The 13154-nt window shown below is 68.1% G+C and carries 8 protein-coding genes and 2 CRISPR repeat arrays (2 of these 10 running past the window's edge); all 8 genes read left to right on the top strand.

From position 1 onward, the window contains the following. Window positions 1-1752: a CRISPR direct-repeat array (repeat unit 29 nt; unit sequence GGGACCATCCCCGCGTGCGCGGGGAGCAC) (it extends 352 nt beyond the left edge of the window). A gap of 381 nt (window positions 1753-2133) precedes the next feature. The 8 genes from cas3 to cas2e are packed head-to-tail and all read left to right on the top strand — an operon-like array spanning window position 2134 to window position 11309. Beyond that, entirely contained in the window at window positions 2134-5034 is a 2901-nt protein-coding gene (gene cas3, locus AB0C21_RS39990; RefSeq protein WP_500211420.1) for a CRISPR-associated helicase Cas3', read from the top strand. Beyond that, entirely contained in the window at window positions 5024-6727 is a 1704-nt protein-coding gene (casA, locus tag AB0C21_RS39995) for a type I-E CRISPR-associated protein Cse1/CasA (RefSeq protein WP_500211422.1), read from the top strand. Before cas3 ends, casA begins: the two co-directional genes overlap by 11 nt. Continuing rightward, window positions 6724-7404 carry a type I-E CRISPR-associated protein Cse2/CasB gene (gene casB / locus AB0C21_RS40000; RefSeq protein ID WP_500211423.1) on the top strand — a complete coding sequence of 227 codons (681 nt, stop codon included), beginning with the start codon at window positions 6724-6726 and terminating at the stop codon, window positions 7402-7404. The genes casA and casB overlap by 4 nt, the downstream gene beginning before the upstream one ends. Continuing rightward, entirely contained in the window at window positions 7401-8603 is a 1203-nt protein-coding gene (cas7e, locus tag AB0C21_RS40005; protein ID WP_500211424.1) for a type I-E CRISPR-associated protein Cas7/Cse4/CasC, read from the top strand. Before casB ends, cas7e begins: the two co-directional genes overlap by 4 nt. Then, the gene (gene cas5e / locus AB0C21_RS40010) at window positions 8600-9316 is read left to right on the top strand and encodes a type I-E CRISPR-associated protein Cas5/CasD (RefSeq protein ID WP_500211425.1); all 717 of its coding nucleotides are present in this window, start codon (window positions 8600-8602) and stop codon (window positions 9314-9316) included. The genes cas7e and cas5e overlap by 4 nt, the downstream gene beginning before the upstream one ends. Then, entirely contained in the window at window positions 9316-10005 is a 690-nt protein-coding gene (cas6e, locus tag AB0C21_RS40015) for a type I-E CRISPR-associated protein Cas6/Cse3/CasE (RefSeq protein WP_500211426.1), read from the top strand. The genes cas5e and cas6e overlap by 1 nt, the downstream gene beginning before the upstream one ends. A gap of 3 nt (window positions 10006-10008) precedes the next feature. Further along, window positions 10009-10962, top strand: a complete 954-nt coding sequence (gene cas1e / locus AB0C21_RS40020; RefSeq protein WP_500211427.1) for a type I-E CRISPR-associated endonuclease Cas1e — start codon at window positions 10009-10011, stop codon at window positions 10960-10962. Beyond that, complete coding sequence (gene cas2e, locus AB0C21_RS40025) at window positions 10959-11309, top strand: type I-E CRISPR-associated endoribonuclease Cas2e (protein ID WP_500211428.1); 351 nt, start codon at window positions 10959-10961, stop codon at window positions 11307-11309. The genes cas1e and cas2e overlap by 4 nt, the downstream gene beginning before the upstream one ends. Window positions 11310-11388: 79 nt before the next feature. Then, window positions 11389-13154: direct repeats of the CRISPR family, unit length 29 nt; unit sequence GTGCTCCCCGCGCACGCGGGGATGGTCCC; it runs 279 nt beyond the window's last position.

Raw genomic sequence — 13154 nt, forward strand, 5'->3', positions numbered from 1 at the left:
GTCGGTGTCGCGGGGGGACCATCCCCGCGTGCGCGGCGAGCACCCCAGCTCGGGCACTACCTCGTTGGCGTGCCCGGGACCATCCCCGCGTGCGCGGGGAGCACACACAGAGCCCGAGCCCGACCTGTGGGAGGCGGGGACCATCCCCGCGTGCGCGGGGAGCACCTCGCACCGGTCACGCCGGCCGCGCGTAGCGCGGGACCATCCCCGCGTGCGCGGGGAGCACAACTCCGCCACCTGATCGTCTCAGGGGGCGCGGGGACCATCCCCGCGTGCGCGGGGAGCACTGGGCGGACGTCTGGCCGTTGCAGGTGGACGCGGGACCATCCCCGCGTGCGCGGGGAGCACATCGTCGCCCCGTTCTGGGGGCTCACCAGACAGGGACCATCCCCGCGTGCGCGGGGAGCACAGGCCGGCGGCGCGTCTGATCCGTCCGATGGGGTGGACCATCCCCGCGTGCGCGGGGAGCACCATTGAGTTGGTTGTTTCGCGCCCCCACCGGGGGGACCATCCCCGCGTGCGCGGGGAGCACGAATCCGCGGGCCCCGCCCCCAACACCATGCGGGGACCATCCCCGCGTGCGCGGGGAGCACGAACTGGGGCCGTACGACATCCCGGCGTACGGGGGACCATCCCCGCGTGCGCGGGGAGCACTAGCCACACCGGCGGCGCGGTAGCACCACCGGGGGACCATCCCCGCGTGCGCGGGGAGCACGTCAGCGGCTTGAAGCCGAACACGTCATACCAGGGACCATCCCCGCGTGCGCGGGGAGCACTGGATGCCATAGCCTGTGATCAGGGAACTTGTGGGACCATCCCCGCGTGCGCGGGGAGCACGTCGCCCGGGTCGATACCGACACTGGCCGCCATGGACCATCCCCGCGTGCGCGGGGAGCACCCGAGCTGCCGCACCTGATCCGACAAGGCCGCGGGACCATCCCCGCGTGCGCGGGGAGCACCACGCCTGCCCGTCCGGGGAGGTGCCCCACCCGGGACCATCCCCGCGTGCGCGGGGAGCACTTGCCGGACCCGTTGCAGGTCGGGCACGTCCGGGGACCATCCCCGCGTGCGCGGGGAGCACCACATGCACTCCGGCGCCTCGGTCTACGGGATGGGACCATCCCCGCGTGCGCGGGGAGCACACATCCGTGTTCGATGCTACTCATCGAGCACGGGGACCATCCCCGCGTGCGCGGGGAGCACCAGCCCTTCGAGCCAGCCCTTGAGTTCTTCGAGGGACCATCCCCGCGTGCGCGGGGAGCACCACGACCTGCTCCCGCCCGAGGAGCGCGCCGAGGGACCATCCCCGCGTGCGCGGGGAGCACTCGCTGAAGAAGCTCGCGCCGACCGCGCAGGCGGGACCATCCCCGCGTGCGCGGGGAGCACGCCGCACCGGCCCCCGCCGCCGAGGGCGAGGTGGGACCATCCCCGCGTGCGCGGGGAGCACTGCGCGCCCTCAACGATCGCGTTGAGCTTGCGGGGACCATCCCCGCGTGCGCGGGGAGCACATGACGCGACCGTACGGGAGTACGGGACACCCGGGACCATCCCCGCGTGCGCGGGGAGCACTACAGCTACCCGATCGGGCGGGCACTGAGCCCGGGACCATCCCCGCGTGCGCGGGGAGCACCGTGCGGAGCGGTGCCGCCAGCGGTTCGCCGAGGGACCATCCCCGCGTGCGCGGGGAGCACAGAGGCGTGGATGACCCCTCAGAAATCGTGGAGGGACCATCCCCGCGTGCGCGGGGAGCACACTCCACGACCTGGGCTTTTATCGCGGCACGGGCCTGGTTTCGAGCACTTTTAAACAGACGGACATATCGGACTTCCCGGAGTTGCATGACGTCAGCGGAGCGGCCTGTCCGGCTGCATCGCGGGCTGGGGCCCTTCACACATCCAGTGGACTGGCACGACTTCCTAGTTCCGGCGGAGCTGACGTGGCAGCGCGCCGCTCTTCATGGTACGCGGTGGCCCATTGTGGTCGGAGTGTCGACTCGTGTCATCAGCGGTGGCCGTATTGTCCCTGCTCACCGAGGGGTGTGCACAGTGGCGCTCAGGCGGGCAACGGGCGGCGGGCACCGCCAGTTCGCAGTTGTCCGGACGGCCATCGAGGTCGACGTGTTAAACCTTCCGTGTGCTCGATGGGGGAACAAACGGCGCGTGGCTTCAGGGGCGTCTGACGGACACGGCTCGGCTGGTTTGGGCTAAGCATGATCGAAAGTCCGACGGGTGGTTGCCGTTGTGGCGGCATCTTGCCGACAGTGGCGCTGTTGCAGGATTGCTGTGGGATTTTTGGTTGCCTCGTCAAGCACGCGTAGTCGTGGCGGATCAGTTGCCTGGGGGCATGGAGGACGCGCGCGGGCTGGCGGTTTGGGCGGCGGCGACTCATGACATCGGAAAGGCAACGCCAGCATTCGCATGTCAGGTCGAATCGCTTGCTGACGGGATGCGGGATGCGGGCTTGGGGATGCCGTCCGGCAAGCGTATGCCCGACCGCAGGCTCGCTTCTCACGGGCTTGCGGGGCAGATGCTCTTACAGGAGTGGTTGCTTGGGCGTGGTTGGTCCCGGCCGTCGACGCTGCCGTTCTCGATCATTGCGGGCGGGCATCATGGAGTGCCGCCGACATTCTCTAGCATCCGCGAACTGAACACACATCCGGATCTACTCCGTGCACCTGGTTACGAGGCTGCTTGGCGGCGCGTCCAGACGGAGATTCTGGACGCTTGTGCGGCGATGTGCGGCATTGAAGATCGCCTCGCTGATTGGCGAAAGGTCCAGCTCTCGCAAGCTGCCCAGGTCGCATTGACAGGGCTGGTCATCGTCGCCGATTGGGTGGCAAGCAATTCTGATCTCTTCCCGTATTTCCCTGACGGGTTGGGGGCTACCGACACCGAGAGGGTCGAGGCGGCATGGCGGGGGCTTGCTCTTCCGGCGCCATGGCGGCCCGCCGAGGCGGCCGCGGACGCGGCGGAGTTGTTCGCATCTCGATTCGAGTTGCCGGCCGGTGCTCGCATCCGGCCCGTTCAGAAGCGCGCCATCGAGGTGGCGAAGCGAATGTCAGAGCCCGGTCTGATCGTGATCGAGGCTCCGATGGGCGAGGGGAAGACCGAGGCCGCCTTGGCGGTAGCGGAAGTGTTCGCGGCCCGGTCCGGGGCGGGCGGTGTTTTCGTTGCCTTGCCCTCGATGGCCACGGCCAATGCGATGTTCCCGCGGATGTTGAAGTGGCTGCGGCAGGTGCCGGATGCGGATAGCGGGGCGCTTCGGTCTGTGATGCTGGCTCACTCGAAAGCGGCGCTCAACGAGGACTTCGGTGAGCTCGTCCAGGCAGGGAAGCGAGTCGTCACCGGGGTCGAGATCGATGGCGACGAGGACGAGTGGCGGCCACGAAAGGACCGGCGGGCTTCCTCCGCGGAGTTGGTGGCGCACCAGTGGCTGCATGGGCGCAAGAAGGCGATGCTGTCATCGTTCGTGGTGGGGACGGTCGACCAGCTCCTGTTCATGGGCTTGAAGAGCCGGCATCTCGCTCTGCGCCACCTGGCCCTGGCGGGCAAGGTTGTAATCATCGATGAGGCGCACGCCTACGACACCTACATGAACTCCTATCTGGACAGGGTTCTGTCGTGGTTGGGCACGTACCGGGTGCCGGTGGTGGTGTTGTCGGCGACACTGCCTGCGAAGCGGCGTGCAGAGTTGGCCGAGGCGTACTCCACTGGTGGGGCGAAGTTGTCGGAGGTGGAAGAGGCCAAGGACTATCCGTTGCTGACGGCTATCGGGTCGGCAAAGCGTCCGATCGTCGAAAGCGTGATGCCGTCGGGGCGACGTACGGATGTTCGGCTGGAGCGACTGAGTGACGATCTAGGCGCCCTGGCGGATCGTCTGGAGCATGAGCTCGCCGATGGTGGCTGTGCTCTGGTGGTGCGCAACACGGTCGGGCGGGTCCTGGAGACGGCCCAGTTCCTGCGTGAGCGGTTGCCGGACGTCGACGTCACAGTGGCGCACGCCCGTTTCGTCGACTTGGACCGTGCCCGCAAGGACGCCGAGCTGCTGGAGATGTTCGGGCCACCTGAACAGTGCGCGGGACACCGTCCGGTGAAGCACATCGTGGTGGCCAGCCAGGTCGCCGAGCAGTCCTTGGACATCGACTTCGATCTGTTGGTGACGGATCTGTGCCCGGTGGACCTGCTGCTTCAGCGCATGGGACGGCTCCACCGGCACGCTCGCGGAAAGGGGCAGGGAGAACGTCCCGAACGCCTGCGTTCAGCCCGCTGCCTGCTGGTGGGCGTGGACTGGGATGCGGCTCCTGTCGAGCCGGTCAAGGGCTCGCAGCGAATCTATCGGCGTCATGCGCTGCTGCGGTCAGCGGCAGTGCTGGAGCCGTATTTGTCAGGGACGGCCGCGACGGGCCATGTGGTGAGGCTTCCGGAGGACATCAGTCCGCTAGTGCAGGAGGCGTATGGGACGGCCGTGGCCGGGCCACCTGCCTGGCAGGACGCGATGGAAGCTGCCTACAAGGAGCATCTCCTTCATCAGCAGCTGCAGCGTGAGAAGGCCGAGAGTTTTCAGATCAACGACGTGGGGCGCCCAGGGCGCGCTCTGGTCGGCTGGATCGACGCGGGTGTCGGGGACGCCGACGATACCCGGGCCGGCCGTGCCCAGGTCCGCGACAGCCGGGAGTCACTGGAGGTGCTGGTCGTCCAGCGGTTGGCCGACGGGACTGTCCAGACGCTGCCATGGCTGGAGGACGGGCAGGGCGGACGGGAGCTGCCGACCGAAGCGGCGCCGTCGTGGGATCTTGCCCGGATCGTGGCGGCGTGCGGGCTGCGGCTGCCGTTCCAGTTCTCGATCCCCGAGGTGCTCGACCGAGCGATCGAGGAGTTGGAGGCCGAGTGCGTCCCGGCGTGGCAGTCCAAGGAAAGTCACTGGCTGGCGGGAGAACTGATCTTGATGCTGGACGAGAACTGTCGGTACCGGCTGGCAGGTTACGACCTGCAGTACAGCCGTGCCGATGGCCTTGAGGTGACGCGTGTCCAGTGATCTTTCAGCGGCATCGTTCGACCTGATCCGCGAGCCGTGGCTGCCGACCCTGCGTGCTGACGGCACAGAGGACCAGCTGTCGCTGCTGGACGTCTTCGCTCAGGCCGGCGACGTGCGACGTCTGGTCGGGGATGTGCCGACCCAGGAGTTCGCGTTGTTACGGCTGCTGCTGGCCGTGTTGCACGACGCGGTGAACGGGCCGGTCGACCTGATGCACTGGCAGCAGTTGTGGGATGAGGGCCTGCCCGTGGACGGCCCTGCTGGGATCGCCGCGTACCTCGACCGGCACCGGCACCGGTTTGACCTGCTGCACTCGGAAACTCCGTTCTTCCAGACAGCTGGGTTACGGACGGCCAAGAACGAGGTCGCTTCTCTGGATCGTCTGGTTGCCGACGTCCCCAATGGCTCCCAGTTCTTCACCATGCGTGCCCGTGGCGTCGAGCGCCTGTCGTTTGCCGAGGCGGCCCGTTGGGTGGTGCATGCGCACGCCTTCGACACCTCCGGCATTAAGACGGGCGCTGTGGGTGACCCACGGGCCAAGGGCGGCAAGGTCTATCCCCTCGGCGTCGGCTGGGCGGGGAACCTGGGTGGTGTCTTCGTCGAGGGCGCGAACCTGCGCGAGACCCTACTGCTCAACCTCATCGCCTTCGACTCTGACAACCTTCGGGTCGATCCAGAGCAGGACTCCCCCGCCTGGCGTCACCCGACACCCGGCCCAACGGAGATGGACCCTCTGGAGCTCAGCCGGCGCCCGGCAGGTGTGCGTGATCTCTACACCTGGCAGTCGCGCCGAATCCGGCTCGTCTTCGACGACACGGGTATCCACGGCGTGGTGCTGGGCTACGGCGACCCGCTGAGTCCGCGCAACCAGCACCTGCGAGAGCCGATGACCAGCTGGCGGCGCAGCCCGGCGCAGGAGAAGAAGCACGGTCTAGCTCAGGTCTACTTGCCGCGCGAACATGACCCGAGCCAGGGCGCGTGGCGTGGTCTGGGTGCACTGGTAGCCGGGCGGGCGCCGGGGGCGGAGCAGCGCAAAGAGGCTGCGGCCATCGTGCGGCCTCGGATCCTGGACTGGGTTTCCCGCCTCACGGTCGAAGGCGACTTCCCTGTGGATTTCCTGGTGCGTGCACGGCTGGTGGGCGCTCAGTACGGGACCCAGCAGTCGGTGATCGATGAGGTGATCGACGATGCCGTCGCGATGCCGGTGGTCCTGCTGCATCAGCGGGACACCCGGCTCGGCCAAGCCGCCATCGACGCGGTCGGCGACGCGGACAACGCGGTCAACGTGCTGGGAGACCTGGCCGCCGATCTTGCCCGCGCCGTCGGTGCCGCCCCCGAGCCCGCCCGCACCCGTGCAATGCGCCAGGGCTACGGCATGCTGGACGGCCCCTTCCGCACATGGCTCGCCGCCCTGCGTCCGCAGGAGCCGCCCCAGCCACAGCGGGAAGCCTGGCAAGACGAAGCGCGTGCCATCGTCACCCAGCTCGGGGCTCAGGAGGTCACCGACGCCGGAGACGGTGCTTGGGAAGGCCGGGTCGTCCAGACCGGCAAAGGGCAGGAGTTGTGGCTGACCTCCGCGCGCGCTGACGCGACCTTTCAGTACCGATTGCGTAAGGCGTTGCCTGGCACCGCCCCCGACCGCGACGAGACGGCGGGTGAAGCACCCAAGGAGCCTTTGGAGGCCAGCACATGACCGCCGCGATCCCGGATGCATCGCAAGACAAGCGGCAGTACGCGTCCGACCTGGTCGGTCGGGTCGTCGGCGAATTCGTCACCGAGTTGCAGGCCGGGTACCTGCGTGACACCAGCGCGTCGGTCAGTCGTCTGGCCCAGCTGCGGCGCGGTGCGGGCAAGCTGCCCCAGGACGTTCCCGAACTGTGGGGGCTGACCGGGGCCGAGCGGCTCTACCAGGACCAGTCGCTCAGCGAACTTCAGGCCACTCGCGCAGAGAACGCGTCCTTCTTGGCCGTGACGCTGTACGCCCTGCATCAGCAGTCGCGGACGACCCAGAAGATGAACGTTCCCGGTGTTGATCTAGGTGCCGCCGTCCGTCGGCTGATGCCGCCGGGAGAGATCGACGAGCCGATTCGCCGTCGATTCGTTCGGGTGGGCACGGCCGACAGCCTGGACGTACTGGCCTACCGGCTCCGGGAGATCGTCTCTCTCCTGCGTCGAGAATCCATCCCCCTGGACTACGCATTGCTTGCAAAGCAGCTCTACCACGCCCACACACCGGAGGGACTTACGCGGGTCCGCCAGCAGTGGGGCCGCAGCTTCCACTCCTATCGCCCGGTCCGCGACAAAGGCGATATATCCCAGCCCGAGCGAACGCCGCAGGGCGAGGCTACGACTGACAAGGACGTCACATGACTCGCACCATCATCGACTTGCACGTGCTGCAGAGCGTCCCGCCCAGCAACCTGAATCGTGACGACACCGGCACTCCCAAGACTGCGGTGTATGGCGGTGTGCGGCGGGCCCGGGTGTCCAGCCAGGCGTGGAAGCGCGCTACCCGGAAGGCCTTTCATGATCTCCTGGATCCCAGCGAGCTGGGGGTTCGGACCAAGCGGGTGGCCGAGCTGCTCACCGACCGCATCCGCGCGCTGGATGAATCCATCGAGCGGTCGGAGGCCTGGTCGTTGGCGGCAGAGGCCGTACAGAACGCGACCGGCTCCAAGATCGAAGTGCCCAAGCGCCGCGGTGCCGCCTCCAACGAGGGCGACGAGTCGGCCGCGCCGCCCGAGGCGAAGTACCTGCTGTTCCTCAGTGCCCGTCAACTAGACGGTCTCGCCGAACTCGCCGTCGAGGGCCGCGACGACATCAAGACCTTCTTCAAGGACAAAGAGAACAAGGCGCGAGCCAAGCAGATCGCCAATGCCCGTCACTCCGTGGACATCGCGCTGTTCGGGCGCATGGTCGCCGACGGCGCCGATATCAACGTCGACGCCGCCACCCAGGTCGCGCACGCCCTCAGCGTTCACCAGGTGGAGAACGAATCCGACTACTACACCGCCGTCGACGACCACAAGGAACGCGAAGACGACGACCTGGGCGCGGGCATGATCGGGACGGTGGAGTTCAACTCTGCCACCCTCTACCGCTACGCAGCGCTCGACGTCGACCTGCTTCGCAGGAACCTGGGCAAGGGCTTGCGCGAAGACGAGCCGGTCACCGAGCCGGTCCGGCGGGCGGTGGAGGCGTTCGTACAGGGCTTCATCACCTCGATGCCGACCGGAAAGGTCAACACGTTCGGCAACCACACCCTGCCGGACGCGGTCGTGGTGAAGATACGTTCGTCCCGCCCGATCAGCTTCGTCGCCGCGTTCGAGGAAGCCTGCACGAGGCAGCAGAACAGCGGCGGATACGTGCACGAGGCCGCCACTCGCCTGGCCCGCTACGTCCCGGACATCGAGCAGGCTTACGGTGTCGCCGAGGACGCTCAGACCTGGGTGCTGCGCGTCGGCAAGAACACTGAACCGCTGTCCGAGCTCGGCACAGAGGTGTCCTTGCCCGAGCTGGTCAACGCGGTTGGCGAGGAGGTCACACGTCAGCAGGAAGTCGACCAGTGAGCGTCTTGACGCTGCAGCTCGCCGGCCCTCTGCAGGCATGGGGGGCCTCGGCACGGTTCGCGCGCCGCACCACCGAGCAGGCCCCGACCAAGAGCGGCGTAATCGGCCTCCTGGCCGCTGCCCTCGGCAGACAGCGCACCGACGACCTGACCGATCTGGCCGCGCTGCGGTTTGGTGTTCGCGTCGACCAGCGCGGTATGCCCCTCCGTGACTATCAGACCGCTCAGCATTTCGAGACCGGCCGATCCATGCCGGTCTCCGAACGGTTCTACCTATCGGACGCGGTGTTCGTCGCCGTGGTCGAGGGCGACGACAACCTGATTGAGCGGCTCGATGAAGCGCTCCGCGCCCCGGTTTTCCTGCCCTACCTCGGGCGCCGTTCCTGCCCTCCGTCCCGACCTGTCGAGTTGGGCGTGCACCACGGACAAACACTCCGCGAGCGTTTGAAGGACGAGCCCTGGCGGGCCTCTCCATGGCACCAGCGCCGTCATCGCGGGCCGACGGTACGTCTAGAGACCATCGTCCAGGCTGACGAGCACGACGGCCCAGTCGACACACTTCGCGATCAACCCCTGAGTTTCGACCCGCGGCACCGCCGGTATGCGCTTCGCGGCATTCGCCACGAGCACGTAGAGATCCCCAACCCCGCTTCCAGGCGCAAATCCAAGCCACTCACCGCCCACGACCCGACCGCCCTCCTGCGAGGCCAGTGATGTATCTGACGCGCTTCCGCATCAACACGCAACGGATCGGCGCCCGGAAGCTGCTGTCCTCTCCTCAGGTCCTGCATGCGGCCGTGATGTCGTCATTCGCTGAACTCCCCAGCCCGGAGTCGGACGCACCCCGCGTGCTTTGGCGCATCGACCGCGCTGGGCAGTCCCAAACTCATCTGTGCGTGGTCAGCCCCTACAAGCCCGATCTCACTCACCTGGTCGAGCAAGCCGGCTGGCCTACCACCGCACGCTGGGAGACCTACGACTACGGCCCCTTCCTCGACCGGCTCAAAGCCGGTGATCGGTGGGCGTTCCGACTCACCGCCAATCCCGTCCACTCCGTCCGCAACAAGGACGGAGTGCCGACCAAGACAACCGCGCACATCACCCCCCGCCACCAAATGCGCTGGCTCATGCAGCGGCAAGAGAGCGGAGGGTTCGCCGTAGTCCGCAAGCCCTCAGCGCGAGACCACCAGGACGAGATGGATCAGCATGAGCTGCTCGTCCACAATCGGCGGGAGTTCGCCTTCAAGAAGAAGGGGTCGACCAAGCCGGTCACCCTGGTCACCGTCACCTACGACGGGCGCCTCGAAGTCACCGACCCTGACGCGTTCCGGCGCACCCTCACGCACGGACTTGGCAGGGCCAAAGCCTACGGATGCGGCCTGATGACCCTGGCGACGGCTTGACCCATGTCCACCGTCGGCAAGCGCAGAGCGTCTTCGCCCCGCGAACTCACACGGATGGGCGACCGGCTCTCGTTCATCTACCTCGAACGCTGCACTCTGCACCGTGAAGACAACGCCATCACGGCCGAAGACGCCGATGGCATCACCCACATCCCGTCCGCCACCATCGGCACTCTCCTCTTAGGCCCCGGCACGCGCGTCACGCATCAAGCGATGAGCGTCCTGGGCGACAGCGGAGCAGGCGTCGTCTGGGTGGGTGAGCAAGGTGTCCGGTTCTACTCCGGCGGCCGGTCCCTCAATCGCTCCTCGGCCCTGGTCGAAGCGCAGGCCACTGCATGGGCCAACCGACGCACTCGCCTTGATGTTGCTCGCGCCATGTATCGCATGCGGTTCCCGGGTGAAGACCCGTCCGGCCTCGGCCGCCATGAGCTACTGGGCCGCGAAGGACGGCGTGTCAAAGAGCGTTACCGCTACGAAGCATCCCGGGTCGGCTTGCAATGGAACGGGCGCCACTACGCTCCAGGCGACTTCGACTCCGGCGACACCGCTAACCAGGCGGTCACCGCTGCGGCTCAATGCATGTACGGCATCGCCCAGACCACGGTCGCCGCGCTCGGCTGCTCCCCCGGTCTCGGATTCATCCACTCCGGCCACGAGCTCGCCTTCGTCCTGGACATCGCCGACCTCTACAAGACCGAGATCGCCATCCCCGTCGCTTTCGAGGTCGCGGCCGAGAGCCCCGAGGACGTCGGGTCTCGCACCCGTCGCGCCATTCGCGATCGCGTCAACGAGGTAGGCCTGCTGCGCCGCTGCGTCCACGACATCAAGCGGCTTCTCCTCCCCGACGACACCCCGGACGACCCCACCGGCGACGGCATCGACCACGTCACTCTGCAAAGCGACCACGGCATGAATGTCGAGTCCGGACGCAACTACGCCGAAGACGTGTACTGGTGACCATCATCATCCTCACCAACTGCCCTGCCGGTTTGCGTGGCTTCCTCACTCGCTGGCTGATGGAGATCGCTCCCGGCGTCTTCATCGGCGGCCCGTCGGCCCGCATCAGGCAGGCCCTCTGGGACGAAGTGCACCAGTACGCCGACACCGGCCGCGCACTCCTCGCGTACACCACCAACAACGAGCAGGGCTTCACCTTCGAGAGCCGCGACCACAAATGGCAGCCCATCGACCACGAGGGACTGACACTGATCCGCCGCCCCAAGGCAAAGCCTGCTGTCTCGTCCAAGCCTCCGCCGGCCGGGTGGAGCAAGGCATCAAAACGACGGCGCTACGGCAAGCGCTAACCTGAAGTCCGAAATGTCGGGATCTCATAAAGTGCTCCAAATCAGGGCCAGCGGCCGATAAACCCGCAGGTCAGCGAGAGTGCTCCCCGCGCACGCGGGGATGGTCCCCGGCCCTGGACGATGGCGGTGACCGCGTCCAGGTGCTCCCCGCGCACGCGGGGATGGTCCTTCGGGCCTCTTGGTAGCGATGATCGAGTGTCCGGTGCTCCCCGCGCACGCGGGGATGGTCCCCACCGGATCCAGCGACGAGAGGTCTGCGGCGGGTGCTCCCCGCGCACGCGGGGATGGTCCCATACGAAGCAGAGATCACGATGCTGCGGCAAGGTGCTCCCCGCGCACGCGGGGATGGTCCTGAGCGGCGCCCTGACGGGCGATCGGCGACGGGGTGCTCCCCGCGCACGCGGGGATGGTCCCCGGGACTTGACGGCACAGACGCGCCGGTACGTGGTGCTCCCCGCGCACGCGGGGATGGTCCCAAGTACAAGACCGCCGATGGCCGGGTGGTCTCGTGCTCCCCGCGCACGCGGGGATGGTCCCGCGGCAACCGCTGCGGTCTGCTTGTCGATACGGTGCTCCCCGCGCACGCGGGGATGGTCCCGCGCACCTTGTGTGCGCGCCGCCCGCCTTGGTGTGCTCCCCGCGCACGCGGGGATGGTCCCGATTGGAGGCCTGCGCGGCAGCAGCGTTCTTGGTGCTCCCCGCGCACGCGGGGATGGTCCCGGCGACCGCGACGACCACCTGCGCGAGGCGTCGTGCTCCCCGCGCACGCGGGGATGGTCCCGACACGAAGTACAACCGGTGGCTCGGCCGGATGTGCTCCCCGCGCACGCGGGGATGGTCCCCCGGACAAGGTGATCAGGGTCAGCACGGCGGCGTGCTCCCCGCGCACGCGGGGATGGTCCCGGGGTCGAGTAGGTACCGGGAATTGTCGCGCGGTGCTCCCCGCGCACGCGGGGATGGTCCCGGCGCCCTGGACACCCTGACCCGGTTCCGGCTGTGCTCCCCGCGCACGCGGGGATGGTCCCTCGCAGCACAGCGCAAGGAGGGGGAGTGGTTCGTGCTCCCCGCGCACGCGGGGATGGTCCCCGGTCCGAACCGAGCGCGGCATGCCAGCCGGCGGTGCTCCCCGCGCACGCGGGGATGGTCCCTCCACGCCGGTCGTGCTGGACCCCATGCCGCTGTGCTCCCCGCGCACGCGGGGATGGTCCCGTGCGCGTAGGTCTCGCGATCCTGCGGTATCTGTGCTCCCCGCGCACGCGGGGATGGTCCCCGGGCCCTGACCTGCACTGTTCCACGTGTTCCGTGCTCCCCGCGCACGCGGGGATGGTCCCAACGGCGAGCAGGCGTTCCTGTCGTGGGAGCTGTGCTCCCCGCGCACGCGGGGATGGTCCCCGGTCGATCTCGCGCTCGGACACGCGGGTCTTGTGCTCCCCGCGCACGCGGGGATGGTCCCTTCACGTACGCCCAGTACCAGCGCAGCGCCGTGTGCTCCCCGCGCACGCGGGGATGGTCCCGTCTGGAGGTTGAGCTTGGAGAAGGTGAACTCGTGCTCCCCGCGCACGCGGGGATGGTCCCGTCTGGAGGTTGAGCTTGGAGAAGGTGAACTCGTGCTCCCCGCGCACGCGGGGATGGTCCCTTGCGCGTGCAGTCCAGCGCCGTCCAGCCGTCGTGCTCCCCGCGCACGCGGGGATGGTCCCGGGCATGGACCCAGCCGTTGAGGCGCCGGTACGTGCTCCCCGCGCACGCGGGGATGGTCCCCCGATCGCGACCAGCCCGGTGAACGGGTGGACGTGCTCCCCGCGCACGCGGGGATGGTCCCGTCCTTCTTGTCCATTGGAGCGGCTG

Origin of the sequence: Spirillospora sp. NPDC049024 (assembly GCF_040649235.1) — a bacterium.
In the GTDB taxonomy this organism is placed as follows: Bacteria; Actinomycetota; Actinomycetes; order Streptosporangiales; family Streptosporangiaceae; genus Spirillospora.